Here is a 20434-nt window from a genome sequence, read left to right on the forward strand (position 1 = left end):
TGATAGATTGGCAGGTAGCCCGTGATGTGTTATCCATTCCAGCGCTGTTTGGCTGACTGGTCACTGTCCCTGGCATCGAGCCAGTGCTCCCCTGTCGGGGTCTTTTCTTTTTTCCAGAAAGGCGCATCGGTCTTGAGATAGTCCATGATGAATTCACAGGCAGCAAAGGCTTCGCCACGATGGGCACTGCTGACAGCAACCAGCACAATCTGGTCCAGGGGCTGCAATGTGCCAACCCGATGAATGACCACAGTATCGATGATATTCCAGCGCTGATATGCGCTGGAAATAATGGCCTCCAGCGATTTCTCTGTCATGCCTGGGTAATGTTCCAGGGTCAGGCTGGCAACCTGCCTGTCCTGGTTAAGATCGCGCACTTGGCCTACAAACGAAACCACGGCGCCTGCCTCCGGATGAGCCAGACGCAAGCGACGAATTTCCTCGCCTGCGTCAAAATCTGCCTGCTGGACACGGACTGTCATTTCAGCCACCAGTCACTGGTGGGAAAAAGGCGACTTCGTCACCTGGCTGAATCAGTGCCGTATTGGCAACCAACTCCTGGTTAATGGCAGCACGTAGCGGACGTGTGCCATCAAACTGCTCCTGCCAAGCCCCGCCTCGCGCCGCCAACGATGCCATCAATGCCGACACGCTGATAGCCTCAGTCAAGGGCAAGGCTTCGCCATCCATGTTCAAAGCCTCACGCAACCTGGCAAAATACAGCAGTTGTATCATGCGCCAGTCACGTCCTCATCGGTCACTGGGCCACGCTTGCCGCTGATTGCCTCTGCCATCAGCATCAACAACCTGGCTTTGTGCTGTTCATTGTCCATTAGGCTGGAGCTGAAGGTAATACCGAATTTGGTTGCATATTGCTGTACCAGCATGATCAAGCCTTGTTCATCGCTCATGATTAGTCCTCTATATCGTTGTCAGGTATTGCCAGGCCGGCTTGCGCCTCGCCTTCCAGCTCTACGCGTTCAATCTGCGCAAAGCGGCGTGAAATTTTCTGGCTGGTAGTGTGCACATCCAGGGCATCTTCGTGTGCCTGGCGTATATGGTCGGCCAGCTTCTTCATGCGCACATCAAAGCGCGAGAATTCCTTGCTGAGCTTGCCCAGCTCATCCTTGATGATATGCACCTGCTTGCGTGTTTCCACATCCTTGAGCACAGCTCGCGCAGTATTCAGCACCGCCATCAGCGTGGTGGGGGAAACCACCCATACCCTGCGGCTCATGGCGTAATCAACAATATCCGGATGATAGGCATGGATTTCGGCAAACACTGCCTCAGCCGGGATAAACATTACTGCGCCGTCTGAAGTGACATTGGGGATAATGTACTTGCTGGCAATATCATCAACATGCTTTTTGACATCGGCCTTGAACTGGCGTTGCGCGCTGATACGCTCGACCTCGCTGATTTCGCGCTCCAGCATGCGGTGGTAGTTTTCCAACGGAAACTTGGAGTCAACCGCGACTGTGCCGGTAGGCTCAGGCAGAAACAAGGCGCAGTCTACCCGCGTGCCGTTACTCAATACATGCTGCATGGAATAAGACGTCACCGGCATGACATTGCGTACCAATGCCTCCAACTGCACCTCGCCGAAGGCCCCGCGTGAACGCTTGTCTCCCAGCAATTCCTGCAGGCTTACGACATTGGTGGTGAGGCCATCTATCTTTTTCTGTGCCTCGTCTATGGTGGCCAAGCGCTCCATCACGCGGACAAACGTATCATTGGTTTTCTTGAAGCCCTCATCCAGGCGTTCCGATACTTTGCCTCCGATTTGCTCCAGACGGCCATCCACAGTTTTGGTCAAGGCTTCTATGCTGGCAGTAAGCTGGGTGGTGGCCTTAAGCATGGTGTCCTGGATCAGTGATTGCTCTGCCTTGCCTTGCTCCGCCAGCGTGGTATGCAGGCGTTCAAGCACGGTTTCACGAGTTTGTGCCAGGCTTTCAGTTTGTGAAAGCTGCAGGGTTTTCATGGCATCTCGGGTCTGCTGCAACTCTTGCGCCACTGCATTTCTGAGACGCTCGCCCTGTTCACTGGAAGCAGTGTTAAGACGATCTCCAAGCTTGTTGAGGCCATCATGCAGGTCACGCAACATGTCTCGATGCTTTTCTTCCAGTTGCTGCAGCAACAGCTGGCTGGAGTCCTTTTTGCTGGCTTGTTTATAAGCCAGCCAGAGCAATACTAGCAAGGAAGCAAGAGAGAAAATGAGAATAATGGTATCTGTCATAAGGATGAAATTATAACGCATCCCTTGCAGACAACCTCTCAATCAGACAAGAGAAATCCTGTGATTGATATTAAAAACGGTAGCCCTGAACCAGATCAGGGAAAGCAAGGAGAGACCCAGGGCTACCAAAGCAAAAACATCAAACTATTACACGTAAAGACCAGGCAGTTATTTCAATGAGCTCGGCCAGGAGGAAGTTAAGGCAACCTACAAGCATGACCTTCATGCTGTTGAAACTCAGCATCTCTTTGGCAAACTTGACTGCCGGCTTGATATCAAAGGCAATGCAGATACGTTCTTCATCCGAATGGAACGGGATGGTGCGGTGAAACAGTGAAGAAGGAAACAGCACGATATCCCCGACCGCAGGTGCAATCGTCTTGACCGGGAAGTTGTCATGCATTTTGGGATATTCGTCCCCATGCGTGCTGAACTCTATGCTGCCATCATGGCTTCCAGGCGCCTGCCTCGGCAGGGACAGGTAAACGCATCCACTGAGCCAGCCTATTTCATGGATATGCGAGGTCAAATGCCCTCCCTGGCGCATGCGGACATACCATGAACTGGCAAATTCAATTTCTTGGGGAAAATGCTTCATCAGGTCACAGTCCTTATCTGCAAAATTTTGCTGATAGTCCCTCACCTGCTGACGGATCAGATCGGACAAGGTCCGGAACGACTCCTCCTTGCGCTTGAACAAATTGCCAGCAGACTGCATGCCATGATAAAGCCTTCCCTGCTTGCGCTCAGCGATCTCGGTCAGGCTGATGTCCTGCAATAGCGACTGTAGCAATGCACTGTCTTTTTCCGCCAAAGCCTCAATACTACGGTGAAAAACAAACTCTATTGGTGACCGACAGAAGCGATATGGATCTGCCACATTGAAATTAGCCGCATAATGGGCTGAAAGCGTGGCCAGGAAAGGCGACACGTGTTCACCTTTCGATACAAGGGGCTGCAAGCGCTGTTGAAATTGCTGATGCTGCCCGGACTTGTAAAGGCAGTAAAGTATGCGCTCCTGCCAATCCTCCTGGCGCGACTGATCAAAATATGGAATAGCCTCTTCAAACCGCTGCGCATCATAAAGAAACTGGGCCATATTAAATGACGCCACCTGATGGCCGGGAGCAATGGCAATGGCTTGCTGATAACATGCCACAGCCTGCTGCATGTCACCTTGGTCACGGAACACCTCGCCCATGTTGTTGTAGGCGTCAGCATAACTGGGTTGCAATACGATAGCCTGGCGGTAATGGGAAATTGCCTGTTCCAGGCCGCCACGATCCCGCAAAGCGGTCGCTAGATTGAAGTGGCCCAGCGCATGATCGGAAATTGCCAATGCCTGGCGATAACAGGAAATAGCGTCATCCAAGTGGCCCTGCTGTTGCAAGGCAGTCCCCAAACTACCGTAGGCCTCAAAAAATCCAGGCTCTATCACCACTGCCTGACGGTAATGCTGGATAGCTTCATCCAGCAAACGCCGCTTTTGCAGTAGGGTCGCCAGGTTGAAATGCGCCACTGCCAGGCCGGGACTAATGGCAATCGCACGCCGATAAGAGGTGATTGCTTCCTCATCCCGCCCCAGCTGGGATAGCGCCGACCCCAGATTGAAATGCATTTCCGATATTGAAGGATTGATGGCCAAGGCCTTGCGGTAGCTTTGCACTGCCTCCTCATATTTCCCCTGCCCTTCAAGCGCCACACCGAGCACGTTATACACTACCAGCGCTCCCGGATATTGCTTGAGTAAAGCCCGCGCCTTTACCTCGGCCTGCTGTAACTGGCCAGTATTGTATAGATTGAACAGCGCATGTACCTCGCCCTGGCCAGGCTGCCTGGCCGCTTGCACACCTTGCTTCATGCCACTTCCCCATAGTCCATTATATGCAACGCAGCTCTACCGGCCACTATTGCAAAACCGCCCCTTGTCAGGGCCGGGCTATATACAAAACTGTATATTCAAGGCCATTTTGCATAAGGTTTGAATGATTGGCAAGTTTGTCGGGAAAAAATCACAAAACAGACAGGAATTATGGAAACAGTAAAAAATCAATCAGGCAAGGTAGAAAAAACAAAACCCCGGCAAGCCGGGGTTTGTTCAATCAATATCGCGTGATCATTCAGGACACTTAGTCCTTGGCTGCTCTCTTGCGTTCATGTTCAAGCAGGTGACGTTTACGGATACGGATGTTCTTGGGCGTAATTTCGACAATTTCATCATCATCAATAAACTCAACCGCGGACTCCAATGTCATCTGGACAGGTGGAATCAAGCGCACAGCTTCATCCGTTCCGGATGCACGCACGTTGGTCAGCTGCTTGCCCTTGATCGGGTTAACCACCAGGTCGTTGTCGCGGCTATGAATACCGATAATCATGCCTTCGTACAGCTTGTCGCCAGGTATGGAGAACATACGGCCACGATCTTGCAGCTTCCACAAGGCATAGGCAACAGCCTCGCCCTGCTCTGAGGAAATCAGCACGCCGTTACGACGACCAGGCATATCCGCCTTCACCGGGGCGTATTCATCAAAAATATGCGCCATCAGGCCAGTACCACGCGTCATGGTCAGAAACTCGCTCTGGAAACCAATCAGGCCGCGTGCAGGAATCTTGTATTCAAGGCGGGTACGGCCATTACCATCGGACTCCATATTCTGCAGCTCACCGCGGCGGCGGCCCAGCTCTTCCATCACGGCGCCCTGGCAATCATCTTCCAGGTCTACGGTCAGGACTTCATAAGGTTCGCACTTCTGGCCATCGATATCCTTGTAAACCACGCGTGGCTTGCCCACGGCAATTTCATAACCTTCGCGGCGCATGTTTTCCAGCAGGATGGTCAGGTGCAACTCACCGCGGCCGGAAACGCGGAACACATCAGCATCAACAGTATCTTCGACACGCAGTGCAACATTGGTCAGCAATTCCCTGGTCAGGCGATCACGAATCTGGCGACTGGTCACGAACTTGCCTTCAGTACCGGCCAATGGCGAAGTGTTCACCATGAAGTCCATGGTCAGGGTAGGCTCATCGACGCCCAGGATAGGCAGGCCTATCGGATTGTCACGATCAGCAACCGTCACACCAATACCGATTTCCTCTATCCCTGAAATAATGACAATATCGCCAGCCTCAGCCTCTTCAACCTGAACCCGCTCCAGGCCCTGGAAGCCCAGCACCTGGTTGATACGTCCCTGTGCAATCTGCTCGTCGCCCTTCAGCACGGCAACTACCTGGCCTGGCTTGATGCGTCCATTTTGAATACGTCCGATACCAAGACGACCAGTGTATGTAGAATAATCCAGCGCGGAAATTTGTAACTGTAAAGGTGCATTCACATCACCCGTTGGCGGCTTTACATGACTCAAAATGGTTTCAAACAAAGGACGCAAGCTGTCAGATGTTTCTTCCAGCTTAAGTTTGGCGAAACCATTCAGGCCTGAAGCGTATACAACAGGAAAGTCCAACTGTTCATCAGTGGCACCCAGGTTGGCAAACAGGTCAAACGTCTGATTGATGACCCAGTCAGTACGGGCACCCGGACGGTCAACCTTGTTGATCACCACGATAGGACGCAAGCCTAAAGCCAGTGCTTTCTTGGTCACGAAACGGGTTTGAGGCATAGGGCCTTCAACCGCATCCACCAGCAATACCACGCCATCCACCATGCCCAATACGCGCTCTACCTCACCACCGAAGTCGGCGTGACCGGGCGTATCAACGATATTGATATGTGTGCCTTCATAATTAACGGCAGTGTTCTTGGCCAGGATCGTGATACCACGTTCCTTTTCAATATCTCCCGAGTCCATGACACGCTCCGCCACCTGCTGGTGAGCGGCAAACGTACCAGCCTGCTGAAGAAGTTTATCCACCATGGTGGTCTTGCCATGATCGACGTGGGCGATAATGGCGATATTACGGAGGGCGCGCGACATGTGTGATTCTCTAGTTAATTGCGAAAAAGTGCGCGATTTTAACACAGTCTTTGTTAAATCCCTGCATAAAACCTTTGACAAATTAAGGACAACCTATATACTGCGCGGCTGATTCAATTCTTTTATGGATTGATGATTCATCGCCCTAGCCTCTCGAAGCCCGATGTAATTTTGCGGCTCTCTTGCTTTTGTTACCGGTTAGTGGCTATGCCCGTGCGCCGGTAAGAATGCTAATTTACTCTTAGTATATTGCGCCTGATATTTGCCTGTTTAAAGGCACTATCGTTGCGTCTGCTTGCGCCCTTTTGGGGTCTTGATCAGGACTCCTTTGTTTTTCCTTGAAAGGGAATTTTGTGTCTTTTGAAAGCTTGAATTTAAATCCTGCCATCATGCGTGCCTTAGCTGAGGCAGGCTACAACACTCCAACACCTATCCAGGCTCAGGCAATTCCTGAAGTTCTGGCTGGCCATGACTTGATGGCCTCTGCCCAAACCGGCACCGGCAAGACCGCTGCATTCACCTTGCCAGCACTGAACCTGCTGGCAACTCCGCACCCGGCCAAGAGCCGTGGACCGCGTATCTTGGTATTGACACCAACCCGTGAACTGGCTGCCCAGGTAAACGAGGCTGCCCGCAAGTACGGCAAGTTCCTGCGGGCACGTACTGTCAGCATCGTCGGCGGCATGCCTTACCCGCTGCAGAACAAACTGCTGTCACAGCCTCTGGATATCCTGGTAGCAACCCCAGGCCGTCTGCTGGATCACATGGAACGCGGCCGCATTGATATGTCCCGCCTGCAAATGCTGATCCTGGACGAAGCTGACCGCATGCTGGACATGGGCTTCATGCCTGATATCGAGCGTATTTCCGCTGCCTTGCCAGGCGAACGCCAGACCCTGATGTTCTCTGCAACATTTGAAGGCCAGATCGCCAACATCGCCAAGACACTGTTGAAGAACCCCAAGAGTATCCAGATCGCGGCACAAAAGGAAAAGCACGCCAACATCGAGCAGAAGTTGTTGTTCGTTGATGACATGGCACACAAGAACAAGCTGCTGGAGCATTTGCTGATCGCCCCTGAAGTGAACCAGGCCATCGTGTTCACCTCAACCAAGCGCCATGCCGACCTGCTGGCTGAAGACTTGTATGCAGCCGGCCACAAATCCGCTGCCCTGCATGGTGACATGACCCAGGGCGCCCGTAACCGCACCCTGACCAAGCTGCGCCATGGTGACGTGCGCGTACTGGTAGCCACCGACGTTGCTGCTCGTGGTATTGACGTCCATGGCATCACTCACGTGATCAACTACGATTTGCCGAAATTTGCTGAAGACTATGTGCACCGTATCGGCCGTACAGGCCGTGCTGGCAACACAGGCGTTGCCTTGTCGTTTGCCTCCCACATTGATCGCCATCAACTACGTAAGATTGAGCAGTACACAGGTCAACGTCTTGAAATCTCCGTGATTGAAGGCCTGGAGCCTAAGCGCCCTGCACCGCGTACTGATCGCAGTGACAAGCCACGCAGCAGCCGTCCGGGACAACGCCCTGGTGGCAATGCTGGCGGCTACAAGTCTCGTGGTCAAGGCTATGCCGGCAATCGCGACAACAACAGTGCACGTCCGGAAGGTCGTACTTTCGGTGACCGTGCTGCCAGTGGTCGTGGCGATGCTCCTCGCGGTGAGGCCAATCGTGGTGGGGACAAGTTTGGCGCTGCCAAGCGTCATGACGCTGACCGCCCGGCACGTCGCCCACGTAGCTTTGCTTAATTAATCTTGTACAACACTACCGAAGAAAACGTGAACACAGAGACTATCAACTTTGCATCGCTCAATCTGGCGCCGGAATTACTCAAGGCGCTGGATGAGTCGGGTTACACCATTCCCACACCAATTCAGGCCCAAGCAATCCCTGTGGTCCTGCAAGGTGGCGACCTGATGGCAGGTGCGCAGACAGGTACCGGCAAGACTGCCGCGTTTACCCTGCCCCTGCTGCAGCAGCTGCTCCCCTTGGCCAGTTCCAGCGCATCCCCGGCACGACACCCGGTCAGGGCGCTGATCCTGACGCCGACGCGTGAGCTGGCCATCCAGGTGGAAGAAAGTGTGAAAGCCTATGCCAAGCATACGCCGCTGCGTTCCTTAGTGGTTTTCGGTGGTGTTGATATCAGGTCCCAGACTCCAACCCTCATGAAGGGGGTGGAGATACTGGTGGCAACACCCGGACGCCTGCTGGACCATGTGGAACAACGCACGGTGCAACTAGGCCAGGTACAGATGCTGGTGCTTGATGAAGCCGACCGCATGCTGGACATGGGCTTTATGCCTGACCTCAAGCGCATCTTGGCGCTGCTGCCCAAGAAACGGCAGAACCTGATGTTCTCGGCCACGTTTTCCAATGAAATCAAGAAACTCTCCGAAGAGTTCCTGACCAATCCAACACTGATCGAGGTTGCACGCAGCAATGCCACCTCTGAAAATGTCACACAGAAAATCCTGCTGGTTGGCTCTGCCGACAAGCAAAATGCCTTGGCTGACTTGCTGCGCAAGCAGGCAACCCAGGCCATCATCTTTACCAAGACCAAGCTCAGCGCCAGCCGCCTGGCACGCCACCTTGAACGCGAAGGCATTGCCGCTGGCGCCATCCACGGTGACAAAAGCCAGCTTGAGCGCATACAAGCATTGGACGCTTTCAAGCAAAACAAGATTACCGCGCTGGTCGCCACTGATGTCGCGGCACGCGGGCTGGATATCGACCAGTTGCCCATGGTCATCAACTACGAATTGCCAAGTGCGGCGGAAGATTATGTACACCGTATAGGGCGTACCGGACGAGCTGGGGCTTTGGGCATTGCCATATCACTGGTGGCGCCTGAGGAGGAAAAATTCCTCAAGGAAATCGAGAAGCTGATCAAGCGCGAAATCCCGAAAGAAAAGGCTGACGTTCCGGCTGATACAAACTCAACCGTACGAACCCCTCGCAGACAACCATCTACGACGCCTTCATCCTCTTCATCTTCACGTTCAACACCGCGCAAAAAAGAAGATGAATGGTTCTTCAAGCCTTATGAACCATCTATTGATGCACCTTTGCCCAAATCGATTGCGGGACGTGACAACAAACCCAAAAAGGAAATTGCAGCACTCCTCGGTGGGTTGCAACGCAAACAATAAGTTAAGTGATGAACGGCAATAAAAAAGGCGCATAAGCGCCTTTTTATTCGTCCATACAAACCAACGCACTACAGGACTCTGCTTATCCTTCACGGTTGCGCATAAAATCCGCCACACCCCACAGCGCCTCGCCCAGCTTGACCATCACGGCTTCATCCACACCAATATCGTTCATGGCCTTGATCATGCAATACATCCATTGGTCACGCGCTGACTCATCAATCGCAAACGGCATATGGCGCATGCGCAGGCGGGGGTGCCCATAACGCTCAATATAAAGCTGTGGCCCCCCGGTCCAGCCAGTGAGGAACATGAACAGTTTTTCACGCGCAGAAGTCAGATCAGCGGGATGCATTGCCCGGATGCCTGATGCACGCGGATCGGTATCCATCACACCATAGAAACGCTCAACCAGCTCACGGATCTTTTCAACACCCAACAGATCAAAAAACGTTGCCTTGCTGCTGCCTGGCTCGCCAATCTTATCCAGCATGGTGAACTCTCACTCAGGCAGAAGTCTTGACCAGGCTTGCTGCCTGACGGGCTCGCGCGCGAGCTTCATCAACGTTATCCCCGGTTGCCAGGGCAACCCCCATACGGCGGCGTACAAAAGATTCCGGCTTGCCAAACAGGCGGATATCAGATTCCGGCACTTCCAAGGCCTTTTCAACATGGTCAAACACCAGCTGATCACTCTCTACCCCGCCATAAATCACTGCACTGGCACCTGGACGGCTAAGACTGACATTGACCGGCAAACCCAGAATGGCACGTGCATGGAGATCAAACTCGCTGAACCGCTGGCTGCCCATGGTCACCATGCCAGTATCATGCGGGCGCGGGCTGACTTCAGAGAACCAGACATTATCGCCCTTGACGAATAACTCAACGCCAAACAGGCCCAAGCCTCCAAGGTTATCCGTCACAGCCTTGGCAATCTGCTGCGCACGCTCCAATGCCAGCGGCGTCATGGCTTGAGGCTGCCAGCTTTCAATGTAGTCCCCCTTTTCCTGCAAATGACCTATCGGGGCACAGAAAGTGGTTTCCACCTCGCCTTGTGCATTATTGGCACGCACGGTCAGCAAGGTGATTTCATAATCAAAATCAATCTGTCCCTCAACAATCACCACCCCCTGATTGACGCGCCCGCCTGTGGCGGCATACTCCCAGGCTGCAGCAATCTGCCCGGGCTCAGTAATACGGGATTGCCCCTTGCCGGAAGACGACATGGTCGGCTTGATAAAACAGGGATAGCCAATTCCCCCGTCAATGGCCTGTTGCAGGGATTGTAGGCTATTGGCAAATGCGTAGGGAGAAGTCGGCAGTTTCAACTCTTCAGCAGCCAACCGGCGTATGCCTTCCCGGTTCATGGTGAGCTGCACGGCCTTTACCGTAGGAATCACGCGAGTATTCCCTGCCGCTTCAATCTCGGCCAACAGGGCAGTATTCAACGCCTCTATTTCAGGAACAATCAAATGCGGCTGTTCAGCGGCAATCAATGCACGCAAGGCATCGGCATCTGTCATGTCAATCACATGAGCACGATGCGCCACCTGGTGTCCAGGGGCATTCGGGTAGCGATCAACGGCAATCACTTCAACTCCCAGTCTCTGCAAGGCAATAATCACCTCTTTACCCAGCTCGCCACTGCCCAACAACATGACGCGTGTGGCAACAGGGCTTAAAGGGGTACCGATTCTCATGAAAACTCCGGGATTGAATAGCAGGGAAATGCCGCAAATGATACCACGAGCTAAACGCTCAGGCTTGCGTGCATATGGTCAGGCAAAGGTTTGCAAGTCATCGTCGATAGCAGGAAACCCCAATACTCGTTGCTGTTGCCCGCATGCAAGTCGGCGAGTCGGGATTAACGAGGGCGAGCACAATGCAATGGCTAAGGCTTGATACCGTGACGCTCCATCCTGTAACGCATGGCCATACGGGTAATGCCTAGCTGGCGGGCGGCTTCAGAGACGTTGTGGTTGGACTGGCGCAGCGCGTTTTCAATCAGCATTTTCTCGGCAGAGTCCAGGGTAACGCCAGACTCATGTGCAGTCACCACCCCGGCTATCGACATGCCCATTCCCGGCAACGCCAGGTCTTGGGGCATAATCTGGCTTTCACGCCCAAGCAAGACTGCACGACTGATCTGGTGCTTGAGTTCTCGCACATTGCCAGGCCAGCCATAGTTGTGGATCATAGCGGCGGCATCAGCCGAGAAAGGACGCGTTTCCAGCCCATATCGGCGCTCAGTCTGTGCGGCAAAATGCTTTGCCAGCATCAGAATATCATCGCCCCGCTCACGCAAAGGCGGCATGTTCATGGTAAGAACGTTCAGGCGATAAAACAAATCCGAGCGAAAGCGGCCCTCCAGCACCATCTGGTGCAAGTCTCTATTGGTAGCGGCAACAAATCGTGCCAGCACAGGATGCTCTTTAGTAGCACCCAGCCTGCGTACCATGCGGCGCTCAAGCACATTCAGCAGTTTAGCCTGCAATGCCAATGGCAGTTCACCAATCTCGTCAAGGAACAATGTTCCATCTTCAGCTGCCTCAATCAGCCCACAGCGTGGGCCTTGGGCACTCGTAAACGCACCTTTCTCATGCCCAAACAACTCACTCTCAATCAACTCTGCCGGTAATGAAGCACAATCCACATGTACAAAAGGACGGCTACTATTGGCACAAGAAAGATGCAGCAAGCGAGCGGCAACATCCTTGCCTGTTCCGGTTTCCCCCTGAATCAGGACGGTAGGCGGAATGGAATCGGAAAAAGTCGTCAGTTGGGCAAACCGCTCAACCTGGGCGCGTACACTGTTCATGGCAGGGCTATCCCCCAGCAGCTCAACCCGTTCGGTGGCATGTGCATTACGCTGACGGGAATAGTCCAGGTGATGTTTGAGCTTGGCAGAAGCCTCTGCCTTCTCTATCGTCAATAGCAACTCTTCGAGGTCTATTGGCTTTTTAAGGTAATCCGTTGCGCCAAGCTTCATGGCATTCACCGCGTCACTCACCTCGCCGTGCGCGGTCATGGAGATCACGGCAATGCCCTTGGCAATAAATTCCGGTAAAAGATCATGCCCATTACCATCTGGCAGGCGCATGTCCAGTAAAGCAAGATCGGGCATAAACTGGCGGGCAAGCTCACGCCCATCCGCCAGGTTTTCCGCATGCTCACAATCATAGCCCGCTTGCTGCAACCTCTTAGCAACAGCGCGGGCAAAAATCACTTCATCCTCCACCAGCAACACACGCACCTTCTGCCCCGACCTCTCAACATTGGGTTTAACTTCGTGATCAGTTACGCGCGTTTGCATAGTGGATTCCGTTTTAAAGATTAATTAGCTGCAACATTCTTGGGGCCGCCAAATTCCCAACGTACGCCAATCCAGCCGGCACGTGGAGCACCTGGAGCGCGAAGGCTGGCTCGATGATCTTCTCCGCCATCATACGCACCATTAGCCTGGAAATAAGATTCACCGATCATGCCGCCACTACTGTATTCACGGTCAAAAATATTGATAGCCTTGGCGAAAATCTGCCAGCCGTTACCGAAGTTATAGCGGGTATCCAGGTTAACAATGGTATAACCACCCAACTTGGCCCCTTCGCCCTGATCCTTGTTGTTTTCATTGCCATGAGCGTACTGATCACTGTAAGCAATGATATTGGTACCTATGCTCCATTTCGGTGTGATTGCATATTCACCACGGAACTTCAAGCGATGAGCCGGAATAGCAGCCAAGCGATTACCCTTGTTGACATTGATGCTGCCACCAGAGGCGGTGGTATTCACCTCGTTAACCAATTCGAGATCGCTCTCATAGGTTGCCTTGATGTAGCTGTAGCCCAGCATCCAGTTAAAATCGCCATGGTTGCCCATCAGGCTAGTATCCAAGCCCATGCGACGGGTTTTGCCCACATTGTCGAAATAGCCTCTGCCGCTGGTTCCAGGGACATAGATGAACTGGATATCGTTGTAGTTCTCTGCACGATATACACTGGCTGTCCAGCGCAAGTCATCGGTCAAGTTTCCACGTAACCCTGCTTCATAGGTCTTCGCCACCACCTGTTTCAGAGGTGGATCACCCGCCATTGCATTAGGCAACTTACAAGCTTGCTCAGGATTTGCACAACCCAGCTCAATCGCAGTTGGAGCACGGCTACCTTCGTTATACGAACCATAGAATGTCCAATCCTTGGTTGGCGTGAAGTTCAGGCCGATCGCAGGGTTGATACGGTTGAAACTATGATCACCAGACAAGGACTCATCGTCACTTGTATCAGGAATAAGATGATCGCGATTCTCCACCTTTGTGTGGTTGTAGCGCGCGGACATCGTTAAATGCCACATCTCGGTCAATGACAAGGTGTCTGTCGCAAACAGACTCCAGGTGCGTGTACGCCCTGTCAGTTCAACTTCACCTTCATCACCAAACAACCCAATGCCGTCTACGCCACGACTTGGCGTCAAGTTTCCAAACTCTGTCGATTGGCTGAACCGTGTTTTACTCTGATCAAAACCGAACCCAACGATAAATTGGTTTTTCTTTTGTAACCAATCCTGATTGAAACTCAATTGAGTAGTAAAGCCATAACTATCTTTACGCGCACGGCTACGATTAAGAGCGCCGGCACATGACTCCTCGGCATCTTCGGGGTCAGTCAAAGCACTACAGTCTGCCAGATAATCATCATCATCCACATCATCATTACCATCACCGTTCAAGGTACGGGTCCTGGACTGGCGATAGTAGACATTACCGCTCAGCATCACATCGTCATTGAACCAATGCGATCCGTTGAGGTTGAGGAAAGACATGGTATTACGGGTCTGGTCAGGGCGGGTAAGAATAGTGTCACGCCCCAATGCACGCATCATTTCGGAAGGCACCAGGCCATTCCCGATCATATCGTTGTCGGCACCGGTATAGCTCAGGTCCAGCTTGGTGGTTTCATTCTGCCAGCCCACCTTGGCGAACAATTGACGTACATCGGTTGGAGAATAATCGCGCCAGCCATCTTCACGGAATGAATTGGCCGTGATAAAGAAATCAACAGAACCATCCTGAGAAACGCCACCGTACTCGACAGAGCCCGTCTTGCGGCCCCAGGAACCTACGCTGGCCTCCAGGGCTGCACCCTGGTTATCACGGCCGCTCTTGGTTTGCAGCGACAATGCGCCGCCTAGGGTATTCAGGCCGAACAGAGGATTGGAACCAGGGATCAGCGACATGTTTGCAATTGCATTCACGGGGATCAGGTCCCAGCTCACCACATCGCCAAATGGCTCATTGACGCGCACACCATCAACATAGACAGACAAGCCTTGCGGTGTACCAAGCAAGGGAGATGCCGAATAACCACGGAAGCTGATATCAGGCTGGAATGGGTTATTCTGGGTATCGTTGACGTTTACACCGGCAATATTGTTCTGCAGGTAGTCAGCAATCGTGACACTGCGCTGCATCTTCATTTGCGGGCCTGTGATCAGCTGGATGCCGGCAGGCACTTGCTCAAGTGGCAGCCCTAATGATGGCAATGGCGTTGTGCTGACTACGTTGACCTTGTCTGTTGTAATGGCCTCATCAGCAGCTTGTGCTGCCAATGAAGCCCCACAGACATTGGCAACCAGTAGCGCAATCGTGCTGATCCTAAATTTCTCTCTCTTTAACATGCAAATCCTTCCGTATTGTTTATCTAACCCCGGCTTGCATTTATTATTTCCAGGTCTTAAGTTATATCAAGTTTCATGCCGGCTCTGACCGTCATTACAACACCTTGTATTTGTATAGATTTTTAATTAACCACTAAGGAAAACCACTAGATATGGTTACATACAACCATATAATGGTGGCTATATACAACCAATTGGTTGTATATAGCCAATATCTAAATGCTCTGTAGGAGAATCCGAGGAGGCTGATTGAGGAAACGGTGAATGCCCAACCAGGCTGCAGCTGGCACAAGGACAGCAGCGCCAGCCATGACTGTCAAGGTAGCCAGTAGATTGAAGTGGTACGGAATGTTAAGCACCTGGCTGCTTATGTAATAGGCCAGGATAGAAGCTGCCATGCTTGCTACTATCGCAGCCAGCGCTCCAATAGTGAAGAACTCTGCCAGCAGCGCGATCACGACCTGGCGTCGCGAGGCTCCCAGCACTCTCAGCAAGGTGGCTTCACGCACCCGTTCCTCGCGGGTGGCTACCAAGGCAGCATAAAGCACGGCCAGTCCTGTCAGTAGGCTGAATACAAACACATACTCCAGTGCATGGCTCATTTTGTTCATGATTTCGCGAACTTGATCCAGCAAGGCGGCCACATCAATGATGGTCAGGTTGGGAAATTCACGTACTAACTGGTTCAGCAAGTTTTCCTGACCACGCCCTAAGTGGAAACTGGTGATGTAACTGGCAGGAAAATCATTCAACACCCCAGGTGGCGTCACTGCGAAGAAATTGGCACGCATGGTGTCCCATTCGACTTTGCGCAAGCTGCTCACCTCCAGTTCCAGCCGGTTCCCCGCTACATCATAAGTGAGCTTGTCTCCAAGCTTGATGTTCAAAGACTCGGCAATTCCCTGCTCCAGTGAAAGCCATGGTTTGCCATGATCCCCGGCCTGCCACCATGCGCCTTCAACCAATTGATTATCCTGCTGCATATCCTGCGCCCAGGAGAGGTTGAATTCGCGCTCAGCAAGACGACGCGCGCGGTCATCCTTATAATCGTCGAGATTAATTGGCTTGGCGTTCACTTCCAGCAGGCGCGCCCTGATCATGGGGAAAATTTCCACTTGTGCCAGGCCCGCTTGATTGAAAAACTGCTTGATGCCTTCAATCTGGTCCGGCTGGATGTTGATGATGAAACGATTCGGGGCATCTTCTGGCAGCGACTGTTGCCAGCTATGCAACAAATCTCCCCGCACGATAGAAAGCAGGATCAACGCCATCAGCCCTAGACTGAAGCCTAATACCTGGGCAACCACAAGACCAGGCCTGCGCTTCAATGCTGCAATTCCCAGCTTCCAGGAACCTGTAGTATTTTGTGGGAGGCCCGCCAGCAATTTTGTACCCAGCCACGCCAACACCGCTATGGCCAACAATAACCCTGACAGCGCCAGTAAGACAATCCCTGCCAATTTGATATGCCCGGCCTGCCAGGAGATCAGCCCGCCCAACACTATCAGGGCTGGTAAAAATCCAAGCCAGCGTGTTTTATCCTGCTCGCCAAGGTCGCGCCGCAAAATGCGCAGTGCCGGCACATCCCGCAACCTGGACAAATGGGGCCAAACGACAGCCAGCATGGTGGCAAATCCTGAAACCAGGCCTCCCAGAGCAGGCATGAACCCCGGGCTGGGCAAGGTCTCCACCAGCAAGTTGCCAGCAAGCATTGCCAAGCCGGCCTGGGCCGCAAACCCCATCAGCACGCCTGCACCACTGCCTAGTGCAGCAATCAGCAGGGTCTGGCTGATGAGGATGCGAAAAATGAAGTGGCGTGAGGCGCCGAAACAACGCATAAGCGCATAAGTATCGAGGCTCTTCTGCACATAAGGCTGGCTGGCAAGAAACATGGCGACCATGGCAAGAATCACGCTGACCATCGCCGCAAGGCCAAGAAACTGCTGCGCCTTTTCAAGAGCGCTACGCATTTCCGGCCGGGCATCCGCCACTGTCTGCACCTGCTCGCCCCGGCCCAGGAGTGGTTTTATCCAGGCCGCATAGTCTTCCATTACATCGCTCTCAGCTGCCAGCAGGAGTTGGTATTTAACACGGCTGCCAAATTGCACAAGGCCTGTGGATTGAATATCTGCAATATTCATGAGTACCCGTGGCGCAATGCTGAACATATCGCCACCGCGAGAAGGCTCGCGCTGCAAGATTGCCGCCACACGCATACTGAGCTCACCCACATCAAGCGCATCGCCGATATTCACGCCAAGCTGGCTGGCAAGCCGGGGCTCTATCCAGATCGTGCCAGGTTCGGGCACGGTGTTTGTAGATATGCCGCCCGTGAGCATCTGGGAAGGTTCAACTTTTTGCTGGAGAACAGTGAGGTTTCCACGCAGGGGAAAACCGGCGCTCACAGCCTTGATTTCTGCCAGGTGGCTGTCATCTCCATGCAGGACCATGCTCGGAAACTCCATGGTCAACGCGGTCTTCAGATCACGCTTTTCGGCCTCATCCACGTGCCTAGTCGGGATCGTCTTATCCGAAGACACCATCAGGTCGCCCCCAAGCAGCATGCTGCCCTGCCGGACCAGCGCCGATTCGATGCGGTCAGTAAAAAAACCGACAGAAGTGGTAGCCGCCACCGCCAGCATTAGCGCAAACAACAATACGCGCACTTCGCCTGAAGCCCACTGGCTGCGCAACTGGCGCCACGCTATCATGAACGCCATCATGCGGCAGACTCTTCATGCAGGCGTCCATCCTGCAAGCGGACAATGCGCTGGCAGCGCCGTGCAAGATTGAGGTCATGGGTGACCAGAATCAGCGTAGTACCTGCTTCAGCGTTCAGGCCAAACAACAATTCAATAATGCGTTCACCTGTATGCTCATCAAGGTTACCTGTCGGCTCATCTGCAAACAGGATAGCGGGCTTGGGTGCAAAAGCCCGGGCAATGGCCACCCGTTGCTGCTCTCCCCCGGACATTTGCCGAGGATAATGCGTGAGGCGCTGGGCAAGGCCTACCCGCTCCAGGGCACTCAATGCCTGCTCCCTGGCATCGGCGCGTCCCGCAAGCTGCAACGGCAACATGACATTTTCCAGGGCAGTCAGAGAAGGTATCAATTGGAAAGACTGAAAGACAAACCCCATACTGCGTCCACGCACGGCAGCTCGGCCATCTTCGTCCAGGCTACTGATTTCCATTCCCTCGATCAGCACTTTTCCGCCACTGGGACTGTCCAACCCGGCAAGCAAGCCCAGCAAGGTGGATTTACCGGATCCGGAACTGCCGATAATGGCAAGTTTTTCACCAAATGGTACTTTCAACTGCAAGACATTCAGAATATCGAGCCTGCCAGCACTATTTTCGATATATTTATCCAGATCAACCGCTTCTACTGCCAAAGGTGTTTGCATCAATGATGTTCCGTTCCATATTTGTATTGATTGTGGCCTGCTTCGGCTTTATCCCGGCAGCCCATGCCGCCACCATTCTCGTTTATGGCGATAGCCTCTCCGCTGCTTATGGCATTCCCCGTGAACAAGGATGGGTCACTCTGCTGCAGACTCGCCTCAAAGAGCACAAGCTGGATTATGCCGTAGTCAATGCCAGCATTAGCGGCGAAACCACGACAGGCGGGTTGAGCCGCATATCAGGCGCACTCAAGCAACACAAACCAGACTGGGTCATTATCGAACTTGGCGCCAATGACGGCTTGCGCGGATTGCCTGTAAACGATGTACGCAAAAACCTCACTGCCATGATCAAGGCCAGCCAACAAGCCAATGCAAATATCCTGCTGGTCGGCATGATGATTCCGCCTAACTATGGCCCTAAATACACGCGGGAGTTCAGTAGCACCTATACTGAACTGGCCAAGGAGTTTAATCTGCCCCTGGTAAGCTTCCTGCTGGAAGGCGTTGCAGGACAGGTAGAGCTGACCCAGGATGATGGCTTGCATCCAAAAGCCTCTGCCCAGCCAAAGATTTTGGACAATGTTTGGAAAATCCTACAGCCAGCACTCAAGAAAACCGCCTCTTCATCCTGACCACACCATTCAGCTATGCGAGAGGTTCCCACTCAACCACCAGGCCCATCTCGTTTTTCATGGCCTGAAACTCACATGCCACCCCTATGCCTGGCACAATCAACAGCTGGTCACCGCTATAGAGCAATGGCAGGCATTCTCTCTGCCAGGGAGGCACACGGCTTTCCTGGTACAAATGTCTGAGCGTACGAGTCGGACGGTGGGCATCCGGCTTGAAACGCTCTCCGCCGCTGCGATGTCGAACCGTCAGCGTCTTGGTTGCCAGGCGCTCAAGCGCAAGGCCTCTGCCCATTTGCCTGGAGAAAAGCAAGCGGCCATTATTCGGCAACACTAGCTCTTCTTCACCTTGCCATTGCAAGGCGATGGCATCATTCACCTGGCCTGCAATTTCTATGCATGCCCATCCCTGATAACGGCGCAACCAGGCATTACCCGCCACCAGCACCTTGAGCTGGGAACCGGGCCTTGCAACCAGCAACTGTTGCAGCATTTCCTGTATGCGCGTCGCGCTCGGCAATGGCAACTGGTTCAAGGACAGCCACCAGCGCAACAGGTTCCGGCTGCGAGGTGAAGACAATTGGGCAAGCACGGCAATATCCAACTGATTATTGACCAAGGCCTGTTTGGCATCGATTTGTGCCAGGTCATCCAGCAAATCCGCAGCTTCCGCCAAATGTACAGCCGAACGGGCAAAGGTGCGCTTTACTGCAGGGAACCTCTGCTCCATATAGGGCAATAGCTGGTGACGGCAATAGTTGCGGTCATAGCTAAGGTCAAGGTTGCTTTCATCTTCTATCCATTGCAAATCAAGTTGCCTGGCAAATGACAGCAAATCAGCACGAGCGACATCAAGCAAAGGGCGCAACAGGCGTCGCTCGGCATCCTGCATGGCCATGGCGGCTAGGCCTTTGCTACCGGCGCCGCGCAAGAGTTGCAGCAACAGCGTTTCTGCCTGGTCATCCTGATGATGTGCGAGCATGATATGGTCAGCACTACTGGAAAAAAGTGCCTGATACCGGGCTTCGCGTGCAGCTGCCTCTATGCCCTTGCCGCTGTCCTGATCAACATCAACGCGGCAGCAAGTGAAAAGGACGCCCAGCCGTTCGCAAACCTGCTGACAGAAGCCGGCCCAGGCATCTGCGTTGTAGCTTAAGCCATGATGTACATACATGGCCTGCAATATGAAATTATGCTTTTTCCTGGCTTCAGCAAGCAGCTCCAGCAGCACCCGTGAATCCAGCCCTCCACTGAATGCTGCGAGCAATGTCTGGCCTGCCTGGATATGCGCGGATAGAAAACCGGAGAGATGATTGCGCAAGACATCAGGGTTGATGCCAGCGCTAGGAGTAGTTTCAGCCAGGGCCATTAGCGGC

The 20434-nt window shown here is 53.2% G+C and carries 16 protein-coding genes; 3 read left to right on the forward strand and 13 right to left on the reverse strand.

Features of this window, described 5'->3' with window-relative positions:
• Positions 1-29: 29 nt before the first annotated feature.
• The 6 genes from moaE to typA all read right to left on the reverse strand — a co-directional run bounded on the left by moaE (position 30) and on the right by typA (position 6177).
• Positions 30-482, reverse strand: coding sequence for a molybdopterin synthase catalytic subunit MoaE (moaE, locus tag LG200_RS06775; RefSeq protein ID WP_226756815.1), 453 nt, complete (start codon positions 480-482; stop codon positions 30-32).
• A gap of 1 nt (position 483) precedes the next feature.
• A complete protein-coding gene (moaD, locus tag LG200_RS06780) occupies positions 484-735 on the reverse strand; it encodes a molybdopterin converting factor subunit 1 (protein WP_226756816.1) in 252 nt (83 codons plus the stop codon).
• On the reverse strand, positions 732-911 hold the full coding sequence (locus tag LG200_RS06785; RefSeq protein ID WP_226756817.1) for a hypothetical protein: 180 nt from the start codon (positions 909-911) through the stop codon (positions 732-734). The genes moaD and LG200_RS06785 overlap by 4 nt, the downstream gene beginning before the upstream one ends.
• A gap of 2 nt (positions 912-913) precedes the next feature.
• Positions 914-2239 (reverse strand): DNA recombination protein RmuC, encoded by a 1326-nt coding sequence (locus LG200_RS06790; RefSeq protein WP_226757319.1) that lies wholly within the window; start codon positions 2237-2239, stop codon positions 914-916.
• 139 nt (positions 2240-2378) lie between these two features.
• Positions 2379-4100 (reverse strand): tetratricopeptide repeat protein, encoded by a 1722-nt coding sequence (locus tag LG200_RS06795; protein ID WP_226756818.1) that lies wholly within the window; start codon positions 4098-4100, stop codon positions 2379-2381.
• Between the two features lie 268 nt (positions 4101-4368).
• A complete protein-coding gene (gene typA, locus LG200_RS06800) occupies positions 4369-6177 on the reverse strand; it encodes a translational GTPase TypA (protein ID WP_226756819.1) in 1809 nt (602 codons plus the stop codon).
• 353 nt (positions 6178-6530) lie between these two features.
• Here typA and LG200_RS06805 point away from each other — a divergent pair, with 353 nt between their 5' ends.
• Together LG200_RS06805 and LG200_RS06810 are read left to right on the forward strand one after the other, a co-directional pair.
• A complete protein-coding gene (locus LG200_RS06805) occupies positions 6531-7946 on the forward strand; it encodes a DEAD/DEAH box helicase (RefSeq protein ID WP_226756820.1) in 1416 nt (471 codons plus the stop codon).
• Between the two features lie 30 nt (positions 7947-7976).
• Positions 7977-9347: a DEAD/DEAH box helicase gene (locus tag LG200_RS06810; protein WP_226756821.1), complete on the forward strand. Its 1371-nt coding sequence runs from the start codon at positions 7977-7979 to the stop codon at positions 9345-9347.
• A gap of 82 nt (positions 9348-9429) precedes the next feature.
• Here the strand turns inward: LG200_RS06810 and LG200_RS06815 are convergent, their stop codons facing one another.
• From LG200_RS06815 to LG200_RS06840, 6 genes are all read right to left on the reverse strand, one after another.
• The gene (locus tag LG200_RS06815; RefSeq protein ID WP_226756822.1) at positions 9430-9840 is read right to left on the reverse strand and encodes a group II truncated hemoglobin; all 411 of its coding nucleotides are present in this window, start codon (positions 9838-9840) and stop codon (positions 9430-9432) included.
• Between the two features lie 13 nt (positions 9841-9853).
• Positions 9854-11050 carry a formate-dependent phosphoribosylglycinamide formyltransferase gene (purT, locus tag LG200_RS06820; RefSeq protein ID WP_226756823.1) on the reverse strand — a complete coding sequence of 399 codons (1197 nt, stop codon included), beginning with the start codon at positions 11048-11050 and terminating at the stop codon, positions 9854-9856.
• A gap of 191 nt (positions 11051-11241) precedes the next feature.
• The gene (locus tag LG200_RS06825; protein ID WP_226756824.1) at positions 11242-12663 is read right to left on the reverse strand and encodes a sigma-54-dependent transcriptional regulator; all 1422 of its coding nucleotides are present in this window, start codon (positions 12661-12663) and stop codon (positions 11242-11244) included.
• Between the two features lie 20 nt (positions 12664-12683).
• On the reverse strand, positions 12684-15023 hold the full coding sequence (locus tag LG200_RS06830; protein ID WP_226756825.1) for a TonB-dependent receptor: 2340 nt from the start codon (positions 15021-15023) through the stop codon (positions 12684-12686).
• 215 nt (positions 15024-15238) lie between these two features.
• Positions 15239-17746, reverse strand: a complete 2508-nt coding sequence (locus tag LG200_RS06835) for an ABC transporter permease (protein ID WP_226756826.1) — start codon at positions 17744-17746, stop codon at positions 15239-15241.
• A complete protein-coding gene (locus LG200_RS06840) occupies positions 17743-18429 on the reverse strand; it encodes an ABC transporter ATP-binding protein (protein WP_226756827.1) in 687 nt (228 codons plus the stop codon). The genes LG200_RS06835 and LG200_RS06840 overlap by 4 nt, the downstream gene beginning before the upstream one ends.
• Before the next feature lie 2 nt (positions 18430-18431).
• Here LG200_RS06840 and LG200_RS06845 point away from each other — a divergent pair, with 2 nt between their 5' ends.
• The gene (locus tag LG200_RS06845; protein ID WP_226756828.1) at positions 18432-19061 is read left to right on the forward strand and encodes an arylesterase; all 630 of its coding nucleotides are present in this window, start codon (positions 18432-18434) and stop codon (positions 19059-19061) included.
• Positions 19062-19074: 13 nt separating this feature from the next.
• On the opposite strand, the gene tilS is transcribed toward LG200_RS06845, so the two are convergent.
• Complete coding sequence (gene tilS / locus LG200_RS06850) at positions 19075-20427, reverse strand: tRNA lysidine(34) synthetase TilS (RefSeq protein ID WP_226756829.1); 1353 nt, start codon at positions 20425-20427, stop codon at positions 19075-19077.
• Positions 20428-20434 lie beyond the last annotated feature (7 nt).

It is taken from the genome of Methylobacillus caricis, from assembly GCF_020532705.1.
Taxonomy (GTDB): domain Bacteria; phylum Pseudomonadota; class Gammaproteobacteria; order Burkholderiales; family Methylophilaceae; genus Methylobacillus; species Methylobacillus caricis.